General features: G+C 66.4%; 23 protein-coding genes. 11 read left to right on the top strand and 12 right to left on the bottom strand.

Annotated features, from left to right (window positions below; genetic code table 11):
- Window position 1: 1 nt before the first annotated feature.
- On the bottom strand, window positions 2-529 hold the full coding sequence (locus OH799_RS19095; protein ID WP_406265782.1) for a hypothetical protein: 528 nt from the start codon (window positions 527-529) through the stop codon (window positions 2-4).
- Between the two features lie 352 nt (window positions 530-881).
- Here OH799_RS19095 and OH799_RS19090 point away from each other — a divergent pair, with 352 nt between their 5' ends.
- Together OH799_RS19090 and OH799_RS19085 are read left to right on the top strand one after the other, a co-directional pair.
- Window positions 882-2,687 carry a hypothetical protein gene (locus OH799_RS19090; RefSeq protein ID WP_406265779.1) on the top strand — a complete coding sequence of 602 codons (1,806 nt, stop codon included), beginning with the start codon at window positions 882-884 and terminating at the stop codon, window positions 2,685-2,687.
- A gap of 199 nt (window positions 2,688-2,886) precedes the next feature.
- Window positions 2,887-4,029 carry a N(5)-(carboxyethyl)ornithine synthase gene (locus OH799_RS19085; RefSeq protein ID WP_406265776.1) on the top strand — a complete coding sequence of 381 codons (1,143 nt, stop codon included), beginning with the start codon at window positions 2,887-2,889 and terminating at the stop codon, window positions 4,027-4,029.
- A 138-nt stretch (window positions 4,030-4,167) separates the two neighbouring features.
- On the opposite strand, the gene OH799_RS19080 is transcribed toward OH799_RS19085, so the two are convergent.
- Window positions 4,168-4,791, bottom strand: coding sequence for a TetR/AcrR family transcriptional regulator (locus OH799_RS19080; RefSeq protein WP_406265773.1), 624 nt, complete (start codon window positions 4,789-4,791; stop codon window positions 4,168-4,170).
- 135 nt (window positions 4,792-4,926) lie between these two features.
- Between OH799_RS19080 and OH799_RS19075 the strand changes: the two genes are divergently transcribed.
- The 3 genes from OH799_RS19075 (at window position 4,927) to OH799_RS19065 (ending at window position 8,174) form a co-directional block, all read left to right on the top strand.
- Window positions 4,927-6,306 (top strand): flavin-containing monooxygenase, encoded by a 1,380-nt coding sequence (locus OH799_RS19075; protein ID WP_406265770.1) that lies wholly within the window; start codon window positions 4,927-4,929, stop codon window positions 6,304-6,306.
- Window positions 6,303-7,262 (top strand): alpha/beta hydrolase, encoded by a 960-nt coding sequence (locus OH799_RS19070; RefSeq protein WP_406265767.1) that lies wholly within the window; start codon window positions 6,303-6,305, stop codon window positions 7,260-7,262. The genes OH799_RS19075 and OH799_RS19070 overlap by 4 nt, the downstream gene beginning before the upstream one ends.
- Window positions 7,263-7,619: 357 nt before the next feature.
- Window positions 7,620-8,174: a hypothetical protein gene (locus OH799_RS19065; RefSeq protein ID WP_406265765.1), complete on the top strand. Its 555-nt coding sequence runs from the start codon at window positions 7,620-7,622 to the stop codon at window positions 8,172-8,174.
- A 21-nt stretch (window positions 8,175-8,195) separates the two neighbouring features.
- On the opposite strand, the gene OH799_RS19060 is transcribed toward OH799_RS19065, so the two are convergent.
- The gene (locus tag OH799_RS19060; RefSeq protein ID WP_406265762.1) at window positions 8,196-8,678 is read right to left on the bottom strand and encodes a MarR family winged helix-turn-helix transcriptional regulator; all 483 of its coding nucleotides are present in this window, start codon (window positions 8,676-8,678) and stop codon (window positions 8,196-8,198) included.
- A gap of 216 nt (window positions 8,679-8,894) precedes the next feature.
- A complete protein-coding gene (locus OH799_RS19055; protein WP_406265758.1) occupies window positions 8,895-9,872 on the bottom strand; it encodes a helix-turn-helix transcriptional regulator in 978 nt (325 codons plus the stop codon).
- An 85-nt stretch (window positions 9,873-9,957) separates the two neighbouring features.
- Here OH799_RS19055 and OH799_RS19050 point away from each other — a divergent pair, with 85 nt between their 5' ends.
- The gene (locus OH799_RS19050; RefSeq protein WP_357265246.1) at window positions 9,958-10,608 is read left to right on the top strand and encodes a TIGR03086 family metal-binding protein; all 651 of its coding nucleotides are present in this window, start codon (window positions 9,958-9,960) and stop codon (window positions 10,606-10,608) included.
- A gap of 219 nt (window positions 10,609-10,827) precedes the next feature.
- On the opposite strand, the gene OH799_RS19045 is transcribed toward OH799_RS19050, so the two are convergent.
- The 4 genes from OH799_RS19045 to OH799_RS19030 are packed head-to-tail and all read right to left on the bottom strand — an operon-like array spanning window position 10,828 to window position 14,408.
- The gene (locus OH799_RS19045; RefSeq protein ID WP_406265755.1) at window positions 10,828-11,802 is read right to left on the bottom strand and encodes a glycine betaine ABC transporter substrate-binding protein; all 975 of its coding nucleotides are present in this window, start codon (window positions 11,800-11,802) and stop codon (window positions 10,828-10,830) included.
- Window positions 11,799-12,569: an ABC transporter permease gene (locus OH799_RS19040; protein WP_406265752.1), complete on the bottom strand. Its 771-nt coding sequence runs from the start codon at window positions 12,567-12,569 to the stop codon at window positions 11,799-11,801. Before OH799_RS19040 ends, OH799_RS19045 begins: the two co-directional genes overlap by 4 nt.
- Complete coding sequence (locus tag OH799_RS19035) at window positions 12,566-13,765, bottom strand: ABC transporter ATP-binding protein (RefSeq protein WP_406265749.1); 1,200 nt, start codon at window positions 13,763-13,765, stop codon at window positions 12,566-12,568. The genes OH799_RS19040 and OH799_RS19035 overlap by 4 nt, the downstream gene beginning before the upstream one ends.
- Complete coding sequence (locus tag OH799_RS19030; protein ID WP_406282275.1) at window positions 13,758-14,408, bottom strand: ABC transporter permease; 651 nt, start codon at window positions 14,406-14,408, stop codon at window positions 13,758-13,760. The genes OH799_RS19035 and OH799_RS19030 overlap by 8 nt, the downstream gene beginning before the upstream one ends.
- A 200-nt stretch (window positions 14,409-14,608) precedes the next feature.
- Here OH799_RS19030 and OH799_RS19025 point away from each other — a divergent pair, with 200 nt between their 5' ends.
- The 3 genes from OH799_RS19025 (at window position 14,609) to OH799_RS19015 (ending at window position 17,645) form a co-directional block, all read left to right on the top strand.
- A complete protein-coding gene (locus OH799_RS19025) occupies window positions 14,609-15,217 on the top strand; it encodes a CHAP domain-containing protein (protein WP_406265746.1) in 609 nt (202 codons plus the stop codon).
- A gap of 424 nt (window positions 15,218-15,641) precedes the next feature.
- Complete coding sequence (locus tag OH799_RS19020) at window positions 15,642-16,769, top strand: hypothetical protein (protein WP_406265743.1); 1,128 nt, start codon at window positions 15,642-15,644, stop codon at window positions 16,767-16,769.
- Window positions 16,770-16,928: 159 nt separating this feature from the next.
- Window positions 16,929-17,645: a DUF1906 domain-containing protein gene (locus tag OH799_RS19015; RefSeq protein ID WP_406265739.1), complete on the top strand. Its 717-nt coding sequence runs from the start codon at window positions 16,929-16,931 to the stop codon at window positions 17,643-17,645.
- Window positions 17,646-17,687: 42 nt separating this feature from the next.
- Here OH799_RS19015 and OH799_RS19010 read toward each other — a convergent pair whose 3' ends face one another.
- Both OH799_RS19010 and OH799_RS19005 read right to left on the bottom strand, forming a co-directional pair.
- Complete coding sequence (locus OH799_RS19010; protein WP_406265736.1) at window positions 17,688-18,047, bottom strand: hypothetical protein; 360 nt, start codon at window positions 18,045-18,047, stop codon at window positions 17,688-17,690.
- A gap of 383 nt (window positions 18,048-18,430) precedes the next feature.
- Window positions 18,431-19,210, bottom strand: a complete 780-nt coding sequence (locus OH799_RS19005; protein ID WP_406265733.1) for a hypothetical protein — start codon at window positions 19,208-19,210, stop codon at window positions 18,431-18,433.
- A 317-nt stretch (window positions 19,211-19,527) separates the two neighbouring features.
- Here OH799_RS19005 and OH799_RS19000 point away from each other — a divergent pair, with 317 nt between their 5' ends.
- Window positions 19,528-20,757, top strand: coding sequence for a mannosyltransferase (locus tag OH799_RS19000; protein ID WP_406265730.1), 1,230 nt, complete (start codon window positions 19,528-19,530; stop codon window positions 20,755-20,757).
- Window positions 20,758-20,912: 155 nt separating this feature from the next.
- On the opposite strand, the gene OH799_RS18995 is transcribed toward OH799_RS19000, so the two are convergent.
- Together OH799_RS18995 and OH799_RS18990 are read right to left on the bottom strand one after the other, a co-directional pair.
- Window positions 20,913-21,212: a 4a-hydroxytetrahydrobiopterin dehydratase gene (locus OH799_RS18995; protein ID WP_406265727.1), complete on the bottom strand. Its 300-nt coding sequence runs from the start codon at window positions 21,210-21,212 to the stop codon at window positions 20,913-20,915.
- 51 nt (window positions 21,213-21,263) lie between these two features.
- Window positions 21,264-21,440, bottom strand: coding sequence for a hypothetical protein (locus OH799_RS18990; protein WP_169811008.1), 177 nt, complete (start codon window positions 21,438-21,440; stop codon window positions 21,264-21,266).
- A 153-nt stretch (window positions 21,441-21,593) separates the two neighbouring features.
- Between OH799_RS18990 and typA the strand changes: the two genes are divergently transcribed.
- Window positions 21,594-23,492 carry a translational GTPase TypA gene (typA, locus tag OH799_RS18985; protein ID WP_406265724.1) on the top strand — a complete coding sequence of 633 codons (1,899 nt, stop codon included), beginning with the start codon at window positions 21,594-21,596 and terminating at the stop codon, window positions 23,490-23,492.
- Window positions 23,493-24,193 lie beyond the last annotated feature (701 nt).

Below are 24,193 nucleotides of genomic sequence, written 5' to 3'. Positions count from 1 at the left end.
ACTACCTTCCGGCAGAGAAGGTTTCCAGCGGGCCGCAACGAACATCGAACCTGTCACGGACGGTGTCCAGGGTGCGGCGATGATGGTCGCGGTGTATCCGGTGCCGCCCAAGCGCGTGCCGCGCAATGTTCGCCGCCTGGCGCGGCAGCGGGTACCGGCGGTCTTGGTCGAGTCCGAAGTCCAGGAGTACCCGAGCTGGCACACCGTCGGCGATGAGGCCCGCGTTGTAGTGGGAGAGCGATATCGCCGTAGGGTGGAATGCCGTAGTCGACTTCTTCGCCAGATCCACCATGTCGAGTTCGTATAGCGGGATTTCGCCTACCTGGATGGTGAGCGTCGCCGACCGCGTATGTATCGACAGGACGGCGCCACCAGGGGAAAGATACGGCTCGTAGGGGTGGTGGTCGTGCAGGATGTAGCCGGTGCAGTTCACGATCCAACTGCCCGGCGCGATCGGCTTCGTTGCGCCGCTGCGGAATACCAGCTCGGTCGCACCGTTGCGGTCGACGGCATCCACCACGTAGTCCATCACCACCTGATTCAGGCCGGCGGCAATCCTGTCGTTCTCGAATTCGGACAGGACGGCAAACCTGAAGTTGCTTGCGTGGGGCGTCAGCCATCAGTCACCAGAATCATTGCAGGACAGGTCATCCGAAAATCTACGGCCCGAGTGCATCCGTTTTCGACTCGGGCAACAACACCGATGTCATCGCGCCGGATCAGCGGCCGGCGTGCTCTTCCCCGACGCCGCTGTTCTAATTGAGCGGCATCCTCGTTGCGGCCGAGGTGGCTCGTCGCGCTCGACGGAGGGACATCGACGGCCGGATGTCGTTCTGGCTCGCTAAATCTGGAACACTCCATCATCGGAAAGGTTCTTGCTGATGATCCGTCGTTTCACGACCCTCTCGTCCGCCGCGGCGCCGCCAGTGGACGATTTGGTGGCCGGCGCGCTGCCGGACCGGGTGCAGATTGCGCATGAGCGGTTGGCGCACCAGGACGATCCGGCTCTGCTGGAAGCATTGTCGGAGCGTGAGCTCGCCGCCTCCCGCGAGTTGGCCGAGCTCGTGCGTGACCACGAACGTTACGAGCACCGTGCACGTATCCAGGCGGCCGCCGATGCCGCGGAGCGGGTACGCCGCACGGCGGCCGCCTTGGCCGAACGCGAAGCCGCGGACCTGCTGCGCGCCGCGGAGGCGATCGGGGAGCAGCGACGCAGCAGCAGCCCGCACGCGAAAGTGGCCCGTCTGCACCAGCGCAAGCCGCGTGTGCTCGGGCTGCTCGCCGGTGTCGTGGCGTTCTCGATGCTGTTCTCCGCGGTCACCGTGCAGCAGAACATCGCGCCGACCGGCGGCATAGCCAACCCGATGTGGTGGTTGTCCTACGGCTTGGAAGCCTTGATCAGCGCGGTACTTGTCGCGCTGATGCTGTCCACCGGCGATACCGCCGAGTGGGGTGTGATCGACAGACTGTGGCAGATCTACACCGTCGAGGGCGTTCTGCTGACAGCGAGCATCGCGCTGAATACCTTCCCCTACATCAAGGTAGGCGACGTGACCGGTATCGGGATCCACGCGATCGCGCCGATCATGATCGGCGTCGCGCTCGTCACCCACCGGCTCGTCGCCGAGCGGTACGGACGTGCGATCGAGCAGGCGACTGCTGCCGTGCCCGACCATGAAGACCTCCAGGCCCGGCTCGCGGCGCTCACCCAGGTCGGCGGCGCCGGGAACCAGATCCTGCCGAGCATCCTCACCGCGCAGCCCACGACCGCTGGCCGCGCTTCGGAGCACTCCGCTGGTGCTACAGAGCAACCGGCCGACGCTGAGAAGGTCTCCGCGGAGCAGGCTCTCCCGGTGTGGCATCGTGCCGATACCGTCGAGCGCGAACGGAGCACTCCAGCTGCCACCGCGCAGCGCGCCACCGCCGGGACGCAGATCGCGGCGTCCACCGCGGATCCCGCTGCCGCGATGTCCGAGCAGATGATCACTGAACTGGTGCTGGCCACAACGCCGACCCCAGCGGCCGAGCCGACCTTCGGAGGGACCCCGAGCGGCCGGGAAGAGTCTGCCGAGGCCGATGCGGGTGAGGCTCACCTGGATGCGAGGCTGGAGGCGGCGTTGCGGCAGACGCTCGCCCATATACAGATCAGCGGGCAGTCGCCGCCTGTGCCGCCGGCGGAGCGCTCCGATTCTGTCGAGCACGAGTGGAGCGCCCCTGCTTCCTCAGCGGCGGAAGACAAACATGTCACGCGTGCGGAGACAGCCGAGGTACACCCCGAATCGATCGCGCGCGCCACGCGTGAGCCGATCTCCGCGCGCGCGGACGACGACCCCGCACTGATCGCGCGCGAAACCGATCGCGCGCCGCGCGCCGTCCAGAATGCACCGATCGCGGCCGAAGACACGTCACCGATCGCCCGCGAAACCGGAGACACCACCCCTGCCGCGACGGCACCACACGCCGACGAGCCGGAATCAGCGCAAGTGACCGCGCATCCGATCGCCGATCACAAACCGTCTGAGCGAGGAACCGATCGCGCGCGGATCGCCGCGCACGACTTGGACTACATCGGCGACGATCAGGTACCGATCACGGATGACGAGCCTGCCGCGCCCTCCGCGGTCTCTCCCGTCTGGCTCACCAACCGCTCGGCGATCGCGCGCGGAAGCGCTGTGCGCCGCGTGTGAACGAGACAGCCGTGAGGAGTTCGTTCGCGCACTGTAGGCGGGAGCCCGAACTCGACGAACCGAGTTGGCGCTCCGAGACTGATGCTTGCGTCGTTCGCGCCGAATCAGACCGCCGGCCCGGTGGCCGGCTGCGCTTGGAGTCAGCACTCGAAGCGTCTGCGACAGCCCGCGCGCATTCGGCCGCGCGTAGACTCCTTTGGTGAAACAACTAACGATCGGCGTCGTAGCAACCTCTCGCAAAGAGGACGAGCACCGGCTGGCGATCCACCCGGCGCACTTCAACCGGATCGCCCCGGGGCTTCGCGGCGGTGTTTTCCTCGAAAACGGCTACGGGGACCGATTCGGCTACTCCGATGAGCGGCTGGCGCCGCTGATTGCCGGACACCGTACGCGCGAGGAGTTGTTCGCCGAGTGCGACGTGCTGCTGTTGCCGAAGCCGCTGGCTGAGGACCTCGAGAACCTGCGCCCCGGGCAGGTCGTGTGGGGGTGGCCGCACTGCGTACAGGACGCGCGGATGACCCAGCTGGCAGTCGATCGCGGCCTGACCCTGATCGCCTGGGAGGCGATGAACCACTGGACCAAGGAGGGCAACTTCAGCCTCCACGTCTTCCACAAGAACAACGAGCTGGCCGGCTACTGCTCGGTCCTGCACGCCCTGCAGCTGCGGGGGTCCACCGGGGACTACGGTCGACGGTTGCGAGCGGCCGTTATCAGCTTCGGTTCCACCGCCCGCGGCGCTGTCCGCGCGCTCTCGGCGCTCGGGATCAGTGACGTGACGGTACTGACGCAGCGCAGCGTCTCGGCGGTTGCCTCGCCGTTCGCGTCGGTGCGGATGCGGCAGTTCGAGCGCGACCCACGGAACCCGAGCCGAACCCTTGCCCTGAAGGCACCCGAACCGGGGCCGCTGGCGGAGATGCTGGCCCAATACGACGTGGTCGTCAACTGCATTCTGCAGGACACCGAGGAGCCGCTGCTGTTCGTGCTGGACGAGGATCTACACCTGTTCCCGCGCGGAACACTGTTCGTCGATGTCTCCTGTGACGAGGGAATGGGCTTCGAGTGGGCTCGTCCGACGTCGTTCGCGGACCCGATGTTCACCGTCGGCGATGACCTGTACTACTACGGCGTCGACCACAGCCCCTCATACCTGTGGAACTCCGCCACTTGGGAGAATTCCGAGGCGCTGCTGGATTACCTGCCGATCGTGATGGCCGGCCCCGACGCCTGGGACGGCAGTGCGACGGTCCGGCGCGCGATCGAGATCCGTGCGGGCCACGTCCAAAACCCACGGATCCTTTCGTTCCAGGGCCGTGCCGCGGCCTACCCGTACGCAGTCGTCTGATCGGACGCGTAGGACTGCGGTCACCCGGCGCGCCGACCGCCATCATGGCGTGCTTCTACCGCCAACGCCTTCGTAGTACTCATGGTTTTCGACGTGGGCGAAGTCCGACGGCAGTGCGAACTTGTATTCGGCTTCAGGTCAGTCGGTTGACGGATTGCCGGGCAGCGCCGGGTTTGCCTGCAGTGCGGGTAGAACGTAACGCCGCACATAGCGCAGGACTGCCGCGGTGTCGTCGGGATCGATCGTCTCGCCCGGCACCGTGCCCACGCTGATCAGGAACCGAGCCACCCACTCGGAGACCTCGGCGAGGTCATGGCCGGGGTGGATCTCACCGCGGGCCGCCGCGGTTTCGACGTAGGGTCGCCAGAAGGCGGCGAGATCAGGCACGAGGCCGGAGACACCGGCGCCCGCGCACGCCGCGAATTCCTCCGGTTCGGAGATGCGGAGCCGCATCAGCAGTGCGCCGGGGTCGTCGTAGGCGCCGCGCCCGATGCGGACCCCTGCGGCGACTTGCTCGGCGAACGTGCCGATGGTGTCCAGTTCGGCCCTCGCGTCGTTCCAGAATGTGTCGGTCAGCCGCACGATCGCCGCACCCAGCAGTGACACCTTGTCCGGGAAGTGCCGGTACAGCCATGCGCGCGAGACGCCCGCCTCCTCGGCGACCTCGATGACGGTGGTGGCGCGGATTCCCTTGTTTGCCAGTAGCTTCTGGGCGGCGTCGAGTAGTCGATCCACCACTGTGGCTGTTGGTGCCTCGGTCACGCGCCTCGCTTTCGGTAGAGCGTCGGAACCACCGGGTTTTGCGAAAACCGTAGCAAAGAGTGGACAGATCTGAGAATCTGACTACTGGTAGACAGAATGTGCAATCTGTCTACACCCGGCGTGAAGGGATTGAGGATGTATCAACCGCGGACAGCGGTCATCGGGGCCGGCATCAGCGGTTTGACCGCGGGCAAGATGCTCAACGACTACGGCGTGCCATATGTGTGCTTCGAATCGTCCGACCGAATCGGCGGTAACTGGGCATTCGGTAACCCGAATGGGCGCAGCAGCGCCTACCGTTCGCTGCACATCGACACCTCCAAGCATCAGTTGTCTTTCCGCGACTTCCCGATGCCAGAGGACTATCCGGACTTCCCGCACCATACGCAGATAAAGCAGTACCTCGACGACTATTGCGCGGCGTTCGATCTCACGAGGGCCATCGAATTCCAGAACAGTGTCGAGCACGCCCGCCGTCTTTCCGGCGGCGGGTGGGAACTCGAGACCGAGCGCGGCGAGGTCCGGCACTTCGACCTGCTGGTGGTTGCCAACGGCCACCACTGGGATCCGCGCTATCCCGACTTCCCGGGTGAGTTCACCGGCGAGACGCTCCACGCGCACCACTACATCGATCCTCGGACTCCGCTGGACTTCACCGACCAGCGAATCCTCGTGGTGGGACTCGGTAACAGCGCCGCCGATATCGCGGTCGAACTCTCGTCGAAGGCGCTCGGTACCAAGCTGACGCTATCGACCAGGTCCGGCGCCTGGATCGTACCGAAGTACATCGCGGGTCGCCCGGCCGACAAGTATTACCGCACAAGTCCCTACATTCCGTTCTCCTGGCAGCGCAAGATCGCGCAATGGGGTCAACCATTCACCGCGGGCCGGCCGGAGATGTACGGGCTACCCACGCCCAACCACAAGTTTTTCGAGGCGCATCCGACGCAATCGGTGGAACTGCCGCTACGGCTCGGCTCGGGCGACGTGGTCCCCAAGCCCGATATTGTCCGGCTGGACGGAAAAACCGTGCACTTCGCAGACGGGACCTCCGACGACTTCGACGTCATCATCTACGCCACCGGATACAACATCAGCTTCCCGTTCTTCGATCCCGACTTCGTCAGCGCCCCGAACAACCGAATCGACTTGTATAAGCGGATGTTCGCACCCGGTATCGATGATCTGGTCTTCGCCGGCTTCGCTCAGGCGACGCCGACCCTGTTCCCGTTCGTGGAATGTCAGGCCCGCCTCATCGGCGCCTACGCCGTAGGCCGGTACCGGTTGCCGTCACCGGACGAAATGCACCGCGTCATAGTCGCAGACCAGCAGCGCTACACCGGGCACATGCTGGATCGGCCCCGGCACACGCAACAGGTCGACTACTTCCTCTATGAACACGACATGCGGGTGCGTGAGATACCGGCCGGGGCCCGCCGTGCCCGCACCCAAGGTCCACCGCGGTGGGCGCGGGTGGCTGAAGCGCTCGACGTGCCGACGGGGGTTCGGAAGTGAACACGAGTTATCAGCAGGTGAGCTTCGATTCGAACGGAGTCGTCTGTGACGCGTGGAGTTTCATTTCAGACCAGGCGAGCCTTTTCGATCGGGCCACGGGCCGACCGGTGGTGGTCATGGCCCACGGTTTCGGCGGCACAAAGGATTCCGGGCTCGAGGCCTTCGCGCAGCGCTTCTCCGATGCCGGACTGGCCGTCTTCGCCTTCGACTACCGTGGCTTCGGCACCTCGGCGGGGGAGCCGCGGCAGAAGGTGTCGATGTCCGGACAGATCGAGGACTATCGTGCCGCCGTCGCAGCGGCCGCGCGGCAGCCGGGAGTCGACCCGAATCGCATCGTGCTATGGGGTATTTCCCAATCCGGCGGGCACGCCATGATGGTCGCCACCGACCGCGTGGATGTGTGCGCGGTCATCGCCGTTGTCCCGCTCGTCAACGGTTTGGCGGCTGGGCGATACGCGCTGACGCAGGTCGGTGTGGGTGCGGTCGCGAGGTCGACGGTCGCGAGTGTGCGCAGTGCGCTTGCCGGTCGTGCCGGTCGACCTCGGACCACGATGCCGCTGGTCGGTCTGCCGGGTGAACGGGCCGCGCTGACGGCCGACGGTTACTACGAGAGCTACCTCTCGCTGGCCGGTCCGTCCTGGCGCAACGAGGTCGATGCCTCCGTCGGCGTCGAACTCGGCAGTTACCGCGCCGACCGGTGGGTGGACCGTATCGGCGCACCGGTACTGGTCCAGATCGCCGACTTCGATCGCGCGGCGCCACCGCGGGCGGCGGCAAAGGCGGCGTTCAAGGCGCGCGCCGAAGTCCGTCATTATCCGTGCGACCACTTCGATGTTTTCGACGGTAAAGAATTCTTCGAACCGGCCGTGGAGCACCAACTGCATTTCCTGCGGAGAAAACTGCTCGGCGGTGCGGCGGTAAAGGACACGGTTCGAGTGGACGGGGAGTCGGCATGACCGCCCATGTCCGGTGGTCCGTGTATGGGTGCGGCGGGCATCGCTCTGGCCGCCGTGCACAGCCTGGTAGCCGTGGGCTGCGAGTGATCCTCGCCGACATCGACGCGGTCGCGGATAGGCAGTAACAGATCACGCGCCTGTCGGTGAACTCGCTCGAGCGCTGGAGCGGGATCAACCCGGCGCTGGGAAGGTGCGGATCGGCCATCTCCACGGTGATCAGCGCAAACGAGGTGAAGATCGGGCCGTCGGCAGGTCATCGGTCGCGGCACCGAGTATGGCGAGAAAGGTCTGATTTGTCCGTGGCGCAATGATTTTCGATATTCTGACTGCACCGGTTCCTGGGACGAGAGGGAGCTCATGACGATTCCCGTTGGTGCACCCGGCTGGTACGAGGCGTGGTCACCTGAGCAACGTCGAGCGACCCTCTCCCTCGCGCAGTCCAAGCTGCGATGGTTGGTGTTCTGGTTCGGTGCGGCGTTGGTCGGGGTGGTGCTGGCCGTCGGCTTGGCCACTACCGACAACCCGATGATGCCCGATCCGTCGTTACTCGCTCCGCCTGCGCCCATGGTGATCGCGCTTGTCTCTTTGGGTTTCGACATCGTCGCACTGCTACTGAATTGGTCGGGCTGGCGTCGGGTGTGCGCGGTGTTCGCGGGTAGCGTGCCGGCGGCCACACTGCAAGGGATACGAGCACGGACGGCGCTGCCGGTTCTGCTCGCACAACTTGTTGGCATGTTCGCGGGGGTATGGGTGGCCATGTACCCCTGGTTGACGTTCACCGAGGAAGGGACCGAGTCGAACACACCCGCGGTGGTGGCATCCGCCGCGGTGGTGGCAATTCTCCTTCTGGCCTGCGGCTTGGCGCCGTCATGGTTGCGGGTCGAGCTCTACCGGGTGCGGTCGACCGCCTGAGTCCGCTACACCAGCCCCATGTCAGCGCAGATCCGGTGGGCGCGGCCAGGGGTTGTCCTCGATGTGCTCGACTGACTGGTTGAATCGCGCTATGAGCCTGCTCAATTGATCGATGTCCGCGTCGGCCCAGTCGGCCACAACCGAGCCGATGCCCTGGCGGCTCTGTACTCGATCGGCGGCCAGCAGTTCCAGACCCTTGGCGCTGGCGCGGATCTTGCGGGCGATGCCGCCGTCGGGGTCGGGCACTCGGTCGACCAGTCCTTGTTTGAGCATTGCCCCGACCTGGCGGTTGATCGTGGAGATGTCGAGCTGAAACGCCTCGGACAGCTCGCGCAGGCTCAGCGGGGCGTCGAGCTCGAGCCGGGTCAGGATCAGATAGGCCGAGCGGTCCAGCTGGAAGCCGGGGCGGCGCAGCAGGGCGGCGGGGAAGTGTCTGGCCAGCAGCGACAGCTCGAAGGCGAGGCGAGTGAGCGGTGTGCTGTCGGCGGGACCGGAATCGGACATGTCGACACTATGTCGCGTGCCTCACGTCGATATCAAATTGTGCACGATACATGCCATATGTGCCGTACACATGTGAGTGTTGTCGCCTACGCGTCCTCGACCGTGTCTGGGTTCGGCGACCGGCGTCGTCCCACGCCGGCCCTGTTCACGTTCCACTAGCTGGTCCCTGAGGGCTCACGTCCTGCGTGGCCGCCACTACCGTCGGTGCTGCTTCCGCTATGGCGCGTCGGCGACCGCGTCGGTGTACCGGTGGGCAAGGGTGCGGATGTGGGCGACGAGTTCCGGCGGACTGTCCACGCGGAAGTCCATCATCAGCATGGATAGGTAGATGGCGACGGTTTCCAGTGCGTCCGCGCCGGTGTAGAGGACGCAGGTGTCGGCATCCGCTGCTTCGACGACACCGACCGCGGGATTGATGCGGGCGATCACGGTCTCGGCCGGAGCCAGCACGGTGACCCGCGCCTGCACCCGCCAGCCGGCGGTGGCGATGTGGCGCATGACGAAGGCGACCAGATCGTCGTTCGGAAGCGAGCGTGCGGCGAAGCGGCGGGAGCCCTGCGCGGCCTGGGGAATCCGAGCGACGGGAATCGCACGCCAGGAATGGCTTTCGAGGCTGTAGGCGACCAGGTACCAGCGGCGCTGCCAGTTGATGAGGCGATAAGGCTCAACCTCCGATACGGGCTGGCTCGCGGCGGCCTCCTCGATGCGGACAGTGGCGCCGTCGCGGATGGCGTCCGCCAGGGCGGTGAGCACCCCGGCGGGCACCGGGGCGTCGGGTTCGCGGGAACCGGTGGTCGCCGGGCCGATCGCCGTGGCGTCGCGTAGAGCGGTCACCTTGCGCTGCAAGCGTTTCGGCAGAATTTTGTCCAGTTTGGCCAGTGCTCTGGTGGCGTGGTCCGCAATGTCCGCGATGCCGGTGGAACCATCCTCGGCCAACCCGACCGCTACCGCGACGGCCACTGCTTCGTCGTCGTCCAGCAGCAGGGGTGGCATGGTCGTGCCGCGGCCGAGCCGGTAGCCGCCGATCGCGCCGCGCTCCGCCTGCACCGGGTAGCCCAGCTCGCGCAGCCGCTGGATGTCATAGCGCAGTGTGCGGTCGGTGACGCCGAGTCGAGCGGCAAGGTCGCGTCCGGTGTGCGCGCGATCCTGGAGCAGCGCGAGCAAACGAAGGACACGTGTGGTGGATGCTGCCACTTTGCCTCCAAAATTAGGAACGAAATTAGCCTAATTGGCCCATAGGCTCGTGTCAGCCCAAGGAAACAACGCGAAAGGCCCTGATATGAACGCCACAGCCACCACCGCCGTCGCCACACTGCGGCCCGTCTGGCGGGACGTCCTCGCCTCCTCCTACCGCGCGCTCGAAACAGTCGTCGCGGGTGTCGGAGACGATCAGTGGCAGCTGCCCACCCCGTGCTCGGAATGGGATGTGACGCAGGTTGTTCAGCACGCCGCGGGCGATCAGCTCGCGTACGCCGAATGCCTCGGCATAGGCGATGGTCCGGCCGACAACCCGTTCGCGCCGTCGGGTGACGTCGACGGCTCTCCGTCGGACCTCGTGCGCGAAGCGATCGAACAGGTCTCCGCCGCCTGGGCAACGGTCGCCGACGACTCCGAAACCGTGCCGACTCCGCTGCCGCACGGCGCGCTCGCCACGCCGGTCGCCGCCGTCATGTGTGCGCTGGATGCCGCCGTGCACGCCTGGGATATCGCGATCGCCACGCGCCAGCCCTCGCCCCTGACCGACGACCTCGCCGCCCACTTGCTCACCGCGGCCCGCACCGTCCACCCAGCCCCCGGCAGCGGTGAGCAAGCCGAAATGGTCGAGCCCCTGCGCCAATGGGGCGCCTACGCCCCGATCGTCGAAGGCCCGGCCGACGACACAGCCATCGCCGCGCTCCTGCGTTACTTGGGCCGCGACCCCCTCGCCTGATCGTGACGCTGGGCCGCGACTCGAGCGCTTGACCGCGTCGCCTTGGTCGCGGCCTGCGGGACCGTGCTGTCCGGATTGGGACCTGGGTGTGGGACCGTGCTGTACGGGTTTGCGATTCGCACGTTGTACCGCGCTGCTGAGCCACGAACCCGCGCGGGGGCCGCGTCCCCCTGGCGACGATTCCGCGGGCCTGGTCGCCGTACCTGAGGACGCGTCGACTCAGCGCGCGGTGACGAATCCTTGGGTGATCATCCAGTCCCGCGCCACCTCGGCGGGCTCGCGTCCGTCGACGTCTACCTGCCGGTTGAGTTCGGTGATGGCTTCGTTGGTGAGGCGCCGGGAGATCGGCGCCATGACGGTGGCTACCTCCGGATGCGCGTCGGCGAACGCCTTGCGTATCACCAGTGCCGCGTTGTACTTCGGAAAGAAGCCGCGATCATCTTGCAGCAGAATGAGATTCAAAGCGAGAATCCGGCCGTCGGTGGCGGCGACGGAACCGAAGTGGCACTGCTTGCCGTCGGCGGTGGCCTGGTACACCACAGCGTCCTGGACGATCTGCTTGCGCACCTTGCCGGGGTCGATCGCGTACTCGCGGGTCAGGCCGGGGAAACCGTCCTGCCGGACGTTGAATTCGGTGCCCACACAGAGGGCGGCCGCGGCGGGGTCGGAGTCGACCAGCCTGACGTAGTCCGACAGCGTGCGCACCCCGGTCTCCTGCGCGGTCCGGGAACTCATGGCCAGCGCGTAGGTATTGTTCATCGGCGCCATACCCGCCCACACCATGCCGTGCGCGGCGAGGTCGGCGTCGCGGACCGCCTCGAACTGGCCGACCTCGTCGGGTATCGGCTCCTCGTTGCCGAGGTAGTTGACCCAGCCGGTGCCGGTGTAGTCGTAGACGACGTCGATCTGCCCGTGCAGCTGGGCGTCCCGCATGCTGTTGGAACCTTGGATGTTCGTCAGGTCGCGCACGTCCGCGCCCGCCGCCGACAGGGCGAACTCGATGAGATATCCGAGGATGTTCTGCTCGGTGAAGTCCTTGGAACCGACGATGACGCGCACGCCCGCGAGTTCGGGCACCGGCTGGATACTGCCCGGGCCGACCCGCAGCGGCACCGCACCGCCGGATTGCAGCCCGCAGGCGCCGACCAGTGCCAGACCGAACGCGAGCACGAAGGTGCGCCAGGCCCGGCTCATCTCAGCCCCCTCGGTCCGAGAAACTCTTCGGCGAGCGCGCCGAGCCAGTCGACCAGCAGCGCCAGCGATACCGCGAGCACCGCCCCGACCACCAGGGTGACGTTGTCGCGCAGCTTGTAGCCGGTATCGATCAGGATGCCGAGACCACCCGCGCTCACCAGGAACGACAGCGTCGCGGTGCCGACCGCGAGCACCAGCGAGGTGCGCAATCCGGCCAGGATGTAGGGCACGGCGAGCGGGAATTCGATGCGGCGCAGCACCGTGGCCGCCGACATCCCCTGCCCGCGCCCCGCATCGATCAGGGTCCGGTCCACCTGGTGGTAGCCCAGGATCGTGTTGCGCAGCACCGGAAGCAGTGAATAGAACGCGATCGGCGCGACACCGATCCAGAAGCCGGTCGTACGGGTGGCGAGGTAACACAGCACGATCAGGCCGATGGCGGGCGCGGCCGCACCGATATTGGCGATGCCGACGAAAAGTGGTGCGAGACGGCGAAATCCCGGCCTCGTGAGCAGGGTGCCGAGTGGAACCGCCACCGCGATGACGATCAGCATCACGGTCGCGGTGATCGACACGTGCTGCCACGTGGCGGTCGCGACATCGGCGCCGTTGAGGCTGGCCTGCTGGGTAGTGGTGAGGTCGCGGGCGAACGCCCACACCAGCACGCCCGCGGTGAGCACAAGAACGAGTACGGGTTGGACGAACAACCGGATGCGCTCGGCCCGGCGCTGGGTGGCGGGTGACGTCGTGGCGGCGGTGGACGTCATGGTCTGCCGTCCGTTGCGACGCGGTCCGCTCCGTGTTCCGCGCGCAGGGCCGACAGGTGTGCGACGAGGGTGTCGATCGTGATCAGCCCGACGTACTCGCCGCGTGTTCCGGTCACCACCGCGGTCGCGGTCTGTTCGGCGAGCAGCGCTTCGAGAGCATCCTGCAGGGTTGACTGCGGCGACAACGTCGCGCCGATCGGCGATCCGATGTCGCGCAACGAGTTCGCGTGTGCCAGCTGCTGGGACGACACCCAGCGCCGTGGGCGGTGGTGGCCGTCGAGCACCAGAGCCCACGGCCAGTCCCGGTTGGCGAGCGTGCTGCGCAGATCGTCGACAGGGTCTTGCTCGGCGGCGGTAGGGCACTGGCCGAGTTCGACATCTCGGACGCGGGTCAGCGTGAGCTGCTTGAGCGAGGCGTCCGCGCCGACGAAACCGGCGACCGTCTCGCCGGCGGGGTCGGCCAGGATCGCGGCAGGCGTGTCGTACTGCAGAATCCGGGACTGGTTGCCCAGCACCGCTATTCGATCGCCGAGCTTGACCGCCTCGGTGAAATCGTGTGTCACGAACACGATGGTCTTGCCCAGTTCACCTTGGAGGCGCAGCAACTCGTCCTGCAGCAGGCCTCGGGTGATCGGGTCGACAGCGCCGAACGGCTCGTCCATCAGCAGCACCGGCGGATCGGCCGCCAGCGCCCGTGCTACCCCGACACGCTGCTGTTGGCCCCCGGACAGCTGGCGCGGGTAGCGTCCGCGGTAGGTATCCGGGTCGAGGCCGACCAGCTCGAGCATTTCGTCGACCCGTGCCCCGATCCGCTGGCGGTCCCAGCCGATCAGACCGGGAACGGTCGCCACGTTCTTCGCCACGGTCAAGTGCGGGAAGAGCCCGGCTTGCTGGATCGAATAGCCGATGCCACGCCGCAGCCGGTCGGGATTCATCGAGGATGCGTCGCGTCCGCCGATCGTTATGGTGCCCGAGGTGGGCTCGATCAGCCGGTTGATCATCCGCATGGTGGTCGTCTTGCCGCAGCCGGAAGGCCCGACCAGGACCACGATCTCACCCGCCGGAATGGTCAGCGAGACGCGGTCGACGGCTGGGTCGCATTGGCCAGGATAGTGTTTGGTGACCGAGTCGAGCACGATCTCGACGCCGGACACAGCCGATGCGGCGACGCCGGTGTGGGTTTCGGTGTCAGTCACGGATTCCCCTCGAGGTGGTGAGCCGTCCGACCAGGACGTAGATCCCGTCTAGAACGAGTGCCAGCAAGACGATGAGGATCGTTCCGACCAAGGCCTGAGGCATCGCGTTCGGGCTGCCGAGCCGTGCGAGACCGGAGAAGATCAGGTTGCCGAGACCGGGGCCCTTGGCGTACGCGGCGATCGCGAGGATGCCCATGATCATCTGCGTGCTCACCCGCATGCCGGCCAGGATCGCGGGCCAGGCGAGCGGCAGTTCGATGCTGATGAGCATGCGGAGCCGATTCATCCCGACGCCGCGTGCCGCGTCGGTGACGGCGGGGTCCACCGAGGCCAGTCCGAGGATGGTGTTGCGCATGATCGGAAGCAACGCGTAGACCACGAGTGCGGTGATGGTCGGCGCGACGCCGAGGCCGAGGAACGGGATCAGCAGGCCGAGTAGCGCGAACGACGGAACGGTGAGAACCGCGCTGGCCACCGCGGTCGCTATCGAGGAACCGAGCGGGCTGCGGTAGACCAGAATTCCGATCAGCACCGACACGGCCGTAGCCAGCAGGACCGATTGCACCACCGCCGAGACATGCAGATAGGAGTCGACGAGCAGCTGGTGTCGTCGGTGCACCACGAATGTCCACAGCGTGTCCAGGGCCGGACCTTTCCCTCGCCTGGTTTCCTCGGAGACTATCGCGATTTCCGCGCGGCCGGACGGGATCCCAGCTCGCAGTGGTTGCCCCGCAAGACGGTGATCGAAACCACTCGGTCTGGCGCGGAACCATCGACTCCGTTCTATCGTCGAACTCCATAAGGCCCGAAAGTCGGCGATATGAGAACGAATTCGAGGAAGCGATGTCTCGAGAGCAGCTCGGCCCGCGCCGAATACGTCGGTGGATCTTGCTCGGCCTGGTGCTGTTCGCGCTCGCCGCCTCCGGGATCGCAGGCGTCCGCTGGTGGGAGGACCGATCGAACCGCCAGGCCATTGTCGGCGAGCGCCGCACCGAGTTCCCGGCCCTCGATCGCGCGGCGCTCGATCCGAAACAGGCCAGGATCGTCGCGGTGGCCGAGCGCGAGTTCGGCAGTCCGGGCGCGGGCACGAAATACGCCGAGGGGATCGACGAGGCGTGGTGCGCCGACTTCGTCAGCTGGGTGCTGCGCGAGGCGGGCACTCCGCTGGTCAATCCCCATTCGGGCTCATGGCGGATCCCGGGTGTGTACACGCTGCAGGAGTACTACGAAGGCGCAGACCGGTTCGCCCCGATCGGGTCCGGCTACCACCCGCGCACCGGTGACGTGCTGCTGTACCGGCAATCCAGTCCGTTCGGCCAGCACACGAACATCGTGCTGCGTGCTGATGGCGGCGAGGTGACCACAATAGGCGGCAACGAATTCGGCGACGTCCGCATCCACCGATTCACCCTGGCCGATGTGCCCGGTGTGGTGGGGTTCGGGCGACTGTGACAATTGTTGCTCCGCAAAGGCGGATCCCCCCGGTACGCACGTGAAATCGCCTGGCGGATAGTCCTACGATGTGTTCGGCAGCGCCGTCGCCGATCCCCGCCCTGCTTCCCCCTCATCGGCAGGACGGGGATTTCGGCCTCAGGGCGTCCCGAATTCGACGCCATGTCAGGCGCAACCGGATGTGTCGGTCCGCAGCCCGCGCCGGGCCGAGTGAAGGCGAGGCAGCCGCATTTCGGGTGCAGCCGGGCGAAGTCCGCCCGTAGCCCGCGCCGGGCCGAGCGAAGGCGAGGCAGCCGCATTTCGGGTGCAGCCGGGCGAAGTCCGCCCGTAGCCCGCGCCGGGCCGAGCGAAGGCGAGGCAGCCGCATATCTGTCGCGTACCGTGTCGGTTGTCCATCGAGAGGTGAGGGGTTTCGGAACTACTGATGCAGCCGACCGACGAATCGAGTAGTGAGCCGGCCTGGATCGACTATGCCGAGTTCGGCGAGCGTTTCGTCAGGCATGCCGTGGCCGCCGCCCGAATCGAGGCCGCGGTGTCCGGCATGACAGGCCGTGGCATGACGATCGGTCCGGTCTCGATCGGTCCGGCCGGACTCGCCGGTTTCGTCGCCGAGGGCAAGGTGGGCACACCGGTCGTCCTGCACAGTGGACCGCATCTGACGTTCGAGGTCACCATTCCGGTGTCGCTCGTGGTGAAGGTGCTGCTCGGCGGCAAGAAGCTGCGGCTGGAGGCCAGGGTCGAGATCGATCTGACGCTGCACGCCCACACCGCCGATCCGCTGCTCATCGTCATCGACATTCCGCCGATCACCCAGCGCGATATCAGCTTTGTGCTGCGCGCGCAGGCGGTGGAGTCGGCCTGGGAGTGGCTGCTCGACCCGATCGCGGGCGTGGTGCAGCGCGAGGTCGCGTCCCGGGTGAACGCCATGCTCGCCGATCCGCAGACTCGTCGCGGCTTGGTGTTCGACGTCGAAGCCATGGTCGACGGAACCCGTTCGCAGCATCGGGACAAGGCCGAATTCGACTGGATCGGCTACGCCGAGTTCGGCGACCGGTTCTTCTCGCGCGTCGTGAGGCGGGACCGCGTGTTCGAGGTGGTGGAGCGGCTGGCGGGGCGGTCCATCGAGGTCGGTCCGTTGTCGACCGGGCCGCGCAACGCCGCGACGGTGACGGTCCGCGGATCCGTCCGGATGCCGCGGCTGGTGGACAGATCGGCGAAACCGGTGGCGTTCGACCTGACGCTTCCGGTGTGTCTGGACATCACCGTCGACGTACTGAAGGCCAACCACTACCGCGCCGATGTCGAGGTGCCGTTGGTGCTGACCGCGCGGGCCGCCGACCCGCTGCTGCTCGTGATCGACGTGCCGCCGCCGGACCTCGGCGACATCCGGATGGATTTCACGGCGCATGGCATACGCGCGGCGACCCTCGGTGCGCTCGCGGGTATCAAGAAGCAGATCGTGGCGCAGGTGGCCAGGGTGGTCGGCAACGAACTCGCCGATCCTAGTGGCCGGACCATCGACGTCGCCGCGCGCATCGACGGTGTGGCCTAGCAGTTGTGGCGAATGTGAACTGTGTGTCCTGTGGGTCTAGCGGTTCCAATGTGAATATGGTGAAATGAGTCCACGTTCGAGGCTCCCGGCGCGCATTGGATAGGGGAAGGTGCGCCGGGCACGCTGCCATCCATGTCGGGTTGCGCGAAGGAGTCCACGATGCGTTCCAATTCGGTGTCCCGGCGTGAGCTTTTCGCTTTCGCGGCCGCGGCGGCCGCGGTCGGCGTGACCGCGGCGGCAATCCCGGCTTCCGCCACCAGAACCTCGCTCGGCACCCTGATCGATTACGCGGGCGGGGTTCCCTCCGCCGCGGCGATCAAGGACGCCGGCCACCTCGGTGTGCTCCGCTACGTCTCCGATCGCAGGCCTGGCGCCGAGTGGATGGCGGGCAAGCCGCTGCACGCCAGGGAGGTCGAGCAGTTGAACGCGGCGGGCCTGAAGATCGTCTCCTGCTACCAGTTCGGCAAGGGGCCGACCGCGGACTGGCGCGGCGGACTGGAGGCGGGGAAGAGGCACGCGGCGCGCGGGCTCGAACTGCACCGTGCGGCGGGCGGCCCGGACGACGCGCCGATCTACGCCTCCATCGATGACAACCCGTCGCCGGTCGACTTCGCCACCATGATCGCGCCATACCTACTGGGTTGGCAGTCGGTGCTCGGCCGGGAGAACACCGGCGTCTACGCGAACGCGCCGACCATCGAGCTTGCCACCGCGGCGGGTCTGTGTTCTTGGTACTGGCAGCATGACTGGGGCACGCCGACGGGTTTCGTGCACCCTGCGGCGCACCTGCACCAGTTCGAAATCGACGAACGATCCATCGACGGGGTAGCCATCGACCTGAACAACGTGCTCGCCGCCGAGTACGGACAGTGGTGAGCGGCCCGGCCGACTGAGCGGCTGGGCCGGGTGGTCGATCGGTCAGGTCTGGCAGTGGCTCGCCGGTGTCACGCGCAGGTCGGGCTCGTCGTCCGGAACAACCCGCAGCGTCGGACGGCTGTCCGGCGCTTCGTGGTCACCGAGCCACGAGAACAGCGACCACCGGGACAGGCCGGAGAACGCCGAACCGAGGCTGGTGAACGAAAACGACGAGATAGCCGACCCGAGCGACCCGACAGAACCGATCGACAGGATCGAGCCGACGCTGCCGACGGACAGGATCGAGTAGGCCGAGCCGATCGACAGGATCGAACCCTCCGAGCGGATCGACAATATCGAGCGGTGCGAACGCCTGCTCCGGATCGAGTGACCCGGCCGTGTCGAACGATCGATGGTCGCCATAGTTAGCGGTCTACCACAGTCTGGAAGACTCATGCGACATCGCGGCAGGTCCTTTCGAGAGTGTCACGGAGCCCGCAAGCCACCGAAAATACGGAGGACCGCAGTCGGCGAACCCTCTGTTGTTCGTGAGAGAAGGCGAGGCCAGGAATTCCCCCGTTCGCCGCGCCACAGGCGCGTCCGACAAAGCGCTCACCTGCTAGCCGCAACCACTCGGCCCGACTCCCGTTTCCGAGCGCAGCGAGACCGACCATTGCCCGTTCGCGGCCCGGCTCGCGTCCGAGCGGCCGCCGCGTCCGCGACGAAGTCGCTAGCGGCGGTCGCTCGGACGCGAGCCAGAAGGGGGCCGCGAACACGCCGCGCCCGCGCGGCAGAAAACACAGAAATTACACGACGAAGAAACCGAGCGTCGGCAGGAACGAGCAGGTCCGCGGGTCGGCGTCGTCGGCCTTGGTGGTCAGTGAGCCGCCGATGACCGCGACGACGCGGCCCGAGCCGGTGTCGGCGATCGCGGACAGCGTGGCCGGGCCGCCCGGGTTGATCCTGGCCTCGTCGGTCAGCGGCAGGGCGCCGCCCTGGCGGGTGTCCAGGTTCAGCCACTGCACCGTCATGGGCGGGTTCTGTACCGGCGTCGGCGACTTGGTGCCGAGCGCAGTGAACACGAATCCGGTCTGACCGGCCTTCGGTCCCGGTGGCGGCAGGGTGGCCGGGCCGGGCACGGCCAGCGCGGTGCCGACCGAGTCGGCGGTCGGACCGATGCAGCCCTTGCCAATGGTGGGGTACAGGAACTGCGCGATCGTCGGACCGTCCTGTGGTACCTCGGGGCCGCCGCCGCCGCTGCCGTCGAGGAAGGTGATGATCCGCTCGAGCGTCGACTTGATCTGCGGCGGCAGATTCAGCGTGGCGAGCAGCCTGCGCGCCTGGTCGAGAATCGCCGACTGCGGGCCGGCGATATCGGCGGGACCGGCGATGGACCCCACGATGGCGGGGGCGAGTGCGGCCAGCACATCCACTGGAACGCCCTCGGGGACCATCGGAACGCTGTTCGTAGTCGCCGCGGATGCGGGCGCGGGGGCCGCGACTGCCGTCGTCGGCGCGGCGAGCGTGGCACTCGCCGCGATGGCGAGTGCGGACAATGCGATCCGCGATCCTCGGGTGCGAAGCACTGGTCTAGCCGTCCTTACCTCGGGTACATCTGGGTCCGATTGCTAAAAGCCATCGTTTCGGGGTCACTCTAGGGACATCACGGCTGTGTGTACAGCTGGGCGCCGGAAAGGTGCTGTGGACGATCAGTGTTAGCAGAACGTAGCGCGCCGAGGTGTTGCTGGTGTGAAAGTTGATGCAAATGTTATCAATGGCTCGCGGGTGGAATGGATGATGTGCGCTGCGGTTAATCTAATCCTGCCGTCCGCCCTGTCGCCGGACCCCCGGAACTCCGGGCGTGCCGAACCGACGTACCGCACCCTAGCCGAAAGCCAGCGCTTTGAATCGTCACCTTCGATGGGCTGTGTCGGTGCTCGGACTTTCCGTGCTGGCGCGGTTGCTCTGGATGTTGCTGTCCGAGAATGGAATGAACCTCGTCGACCTGCACGTCTACGTCGGTGGGTCGGCCGCGCTGCTGACCGATCACCTCTACGACTTCACCTATGCGGAGAAGACCCCGGACTTCCCACTGCCGTTCACCTACCCGCCGTTCGCGGCGCTGGTGTTCTTTCCGCTGCACTATCTGCCGTTCACCGTGGTGGCGGTGGCGTGGCTGCTGGCCATCGCCGCAGCGCTGTATGCGGTGGTGCACATCAGTTTCGAGCTGATGCTGGGCACGGAGGCGTTGCGCGCGCCGCGGTGGCAGGCCGCGACGGTCGCCTGGACCGCGGTGGGGATGTGGCTGGAACCGGTGCGGACCACGATCGACTACGGCCAGGTCAACGTGTTCCTGGTACTCGGCGGAATGCTCGCGGTGCGCAGTTCGCGATGGTGGGTCTCCGGCGGGCTGGTCGGCATCGTCGCCGGGATCAAGCTGACACCCGCGATCACCGGGCTGTATTTCGTCGCACGGCGGCGCTGGACGACCGTCCTCGCGTCGGCGCTCGTTTTCGGTGCGACGGTGGGACTGAGCTTCTTGATCGCGCCCAACGAAGCGCGGCAGTACTTCGGCACGCTACTCGGGGACGCCGACCGGATCGGGCCGGTGGGTTCGGTGTGGAACCAGTCACTGCGCGGCGCACTGAGCCGGATCCTCGGTGACGACGTCGAATCCGGACCGTGGTGGATCGCGGCGGTGGTGGTGGTCGCGGTCCTGGCTTTTCTGGCATGGCGTGCGCTCGGAACCGACGACCGGCTCGGCACGCTGATCGTGGTGCAGCTGTTCGGGCTGATGGTCTCGCCCATCTCGTGGTCGCACCACTGGGTGTGGCTACTGCCGATGGTGCTGTGGCTGGTCTACGGGCCGCTGCGTACCGCGCCAGGCGCGCGGATCATGGCGGGGTACTGGTTGGTGACCATGCTCGTCGGCGTGCCGTGGGTGCTGTCGTTCTTCCAGGATTCGATCTGGACGATCTCCCGCCCTGGCGCGCTCGCCTGGCTGGGCGCCGTCGACGTGCTCGGTGTCGTGGTGTTCTATCTGTGGGTGATTCGGTCGGGGCGCCAGCGTGTGCGGTCAGGCCCGGAGGAGCGGGCGCGCGTGACTGCGGAGGGCGCCACACGCGGCGTATAGACATAGCTGAATGCGGTCAGCCGACATGAGCTTCAGGGGCCGCGAACCGGGTTCGCAGCTCAAACGTAACTTCCAGGCTCAACCCCCGTTTTCGAGCGCAGCGAGACCGACCATTACCCGTTCGCGGCGCAGTAGGGGCGGCCGAACAACACGGCTCAGCCGGATTGCGCCGTAAGGCGATCTATCTCGCGAGCCAGCGCGACGTCCAGGGCGGTGAGCCCGCCGGCCGAGTGGGTGGACAGCGTGAACGTGACCTTGCGCCAACGGATATCGATGTCCGGGTGATGGTTCGCCTCCTCGGCGACCTCGGCGACCTGCCGCACCAGTTCGATGCCCGCCGGAAAAGTGGACGCCTCGACGGTGCGGGTCAGGCTGTCTCCCGATCGAGCCCAGCCCGTCAGCTCGGTGAGCGCGTCGGCGATTTCGATGTCGGAGAGCAGTGTCTGCTGCGCCATATCTCCTTACTACCCGCTTCCGGCCGCATCGGAAAGGGCGGCGGGATGTGGTCAGGCGGCGCGGGCCTGCTTGAGTGCCTTCTTCAGATCTTTACCGCAGATACCAGCGGCTTCGCACTTTTTCATACGCATGATGACGACCGGGCACTTCAAGCAGCGCGTCTTCTTGCGACAGCACTTCTTCTTCGGTTTCAGACTCGAAACCTTCTTGGCTTTGACCTTGCCCACGGCGGTTAGCTTACCCTAAGTACAAAGCCTGAAACGTTGCGGCAACCGGGCTGCCGGTAGGGTGGAGCTGGCCGCAATGCCCGGTGAGTTTCGATTCTCCACCTGTTTGCAGGGGTCGGCCGGCACCAACACCTAACAGCAGGAGGATTCAGCGTGTCGTCTGCGCGCGATTTTCGCAACGTCGCCATCGTGGCCCACGTCGACCACGGCAAGACGACCCTGGTCGACGCCATGTTGCGCCAGTCGGGCGCCTTCGCCGAGCGGGCCGAGCCCGTCGATCGTGTGATGGACTCCGGCGACCTGGAACGCGAGAAGGGCATCACCATTCTCGCCAAGAACACGGCGGTACACCGCCACCACCCGGACGGCTCGGTCACCGTGATCAACGTGATCGACACCCCGGGCCACGCCGACTTCGGTGGTGAGGTGGAGCGCGGCCTGTCCATGGTCGACGGCGTCGTGCTCCTCGTCGACGCGTCCGAAGGCCCGCTGCCGCAGACCCGGTTCGTCTTGCGTAAGGCACTGGCCGCGTCGTTGCCGGTGATCCTGGTCGTGAACAAGACCGACCGTCCCGATGCCCGCATCGAGGAGGTCGTCGAAGAAAGCCATGACCTGCTCCTCGACTTGGCCTCCGATCTGGACGACGCCGCCGCCGAGGCCGCCGAGCTCGCGCTCGACCTGCCGGTGCTGTACGCGTCCGGCCGCGAGGGCAAGGCGTCCAAGGAGCGCCCGGAGAACGGCAACGCGCCGGACGCGGAGAACCTCGACGCGCTGTTCGAGGTGCTGCTGGAGAACATCCCGGCGCCGAAGGGCGATCCGGCCGCGCCGCTGCAGGCGCACGTCACCAACCTGGACGCCTCCGCGTTCCTCGGCCGCCTCGCGCTGGTCCGCATTCACAACGGCGAGCTGCGCAAAGGCCAGAATGTCGCCTGGATGCACGCAGACGGCGTCAAGCAGGTGAAGATCACCGAGCTGCTGCAGACCATCGGCGTCGAGCGACAGCCGGGCGAGATCGCGGTGGCAGGCGACATCGTCGCCATCGCGGGCATCCCCGACATCATGATCGGTGACACCCTCGCGGACATCGACGAGCCCGTCGCACTGCCGCGCATCACGGTCGACGAGCCCGCCATCTCGGTCACCATCGGCACCAACACCTCGCCGTTGGTCGGCAGGGTGCAGGGCCACAAGCTGACCGCACGCATGGTGAAGGCGCGGCTGGACCAGGAACTGGTCGGCAACGTGTCGCTGCGCGTGCTCGACATCGGACGACCGGATGCCTGGGAGGTGCAGGGCCGTGGCGAGCTGGCGCTGGCCATCCTGGTCGAGACCATGCGCCGCGAGGGCTTCGAGCTGACTGTCGGCAAGCCGCAGGTGGTCACCAAGCAGGTTGATGGCAAGGTGCACGAGCCGTACGAAGAGCTGACCATCGACTGCCCCGACGAGTACCTCGGCGCTATCACCCAGCTGCTCGCCGCCCGCAAGGGCAAGATGGTGCAGATGAGCAACCACGCCGCGGGCTGGGTGCGGATGGAGTTCATCGTCCCCTCGCGCGGTCTGATCGGCTTTCGCACCGACTTCCTCACCGAGACCCGAGGCACGGGCATCGCCAACGCGGTCTCGCACGGCTACGCGCCGTGGGCCGGTGAGATCCGGGCCAGGCACACCGGCTCGCTGGTTTCCGACCGCGCGGGCTCGGTGACCCCGTTCGCGATGATCCAGCTGTCCGACCGCGGCCAGTTCTTCGTCGAGCCGGGCGCGGACACCTACGAGGGCATGGTCGTCGGGATCAACCCGCGTGCCGAGGATCTCGACATCAACGTCACCCGCGAGAAGAAGCTGACCAACATGCGAAGCTCCACTGCCGACGTGATGGAGACCCTGGCCAAGCCGCTGCAGCTGGATCTGGAGGGCGCGATGGAGTTCTGCGCCGCCGACGAATGTGTGGAGGTCACCCCGGAGGTGATCCGGGTGCGCAAGGTGATTCTCGGTCAGAACGAGCGTGCGCGGGAAACGTCTCGGCGCAAGGCGAGAGATCGCGCGGCGCTGTAATTTTTTGTCGCAGAAGGGAATCCGGCGTCACTGTGCGGCGCCGGATTTTTTCTGCCCGGATCACGGATGGTGGCCGCGCGGGGATCACCAGGATCGGAGGTTGGTGAGACCTGGTCTCGGGCGGTCTCGAATCGATCGTATGGGTTGGCGGGTCGGAATTCGTTGCGGCCCGAGAATTCCTCTCGTACGTTATCGAAAAGGTGCTGGACAGAGCGATCCGGTATCAGAGATCGGAACATCAGTGATGGATAGTCCCGTTCATGGCATACGAATACGGACGCGTTCGGTTGGTGAGGCAATTCAGGAGGGGGTCTGGATGCTCCGGAGCGCGGGCATGATTCTGAAATATGCTGCGCAATAGCTTTAGGTGGACGTAGTCGAGCTCTCTGTGCGCGGCCAAAATTTGTTTTCACGAAGAGTTATCGGACGCTCTCATCCGTGAGTATCATTGGGAAATCGAGTTCCTGAGAGCGACTACAGCGTGTGCGCTGTCTTCGGGATGAAGGATCGCCGTTTGTATTGTGCGATCCCTGTGGTGTGGTGCCATGCTGCGGCCAGGAAATACTGTGCTCATACAGGGGATTTGATTGCGGCAAGGGCCGCGGTGATGATCACGGAGGGGTCGACCTGCGCGAGTGTGCACACTTTCTTGCCGGGCCGGTAAATCAGGACGCTCTCCGCCCGAGTCTGAATGCCATCGT

The organism is Nocardia sp. NBC_00881, from assembly GCF_045207455.1.
GTDB lineage: Bacteria > Actinomycetota > Actinomycetes > Mycobacteriales > Mycobacteriaceae > Nocardia.
Note: the sequence above shows the minus strand (reverse complement) of the source record. Positions and strands in the feature narration are given on the sequence as shown.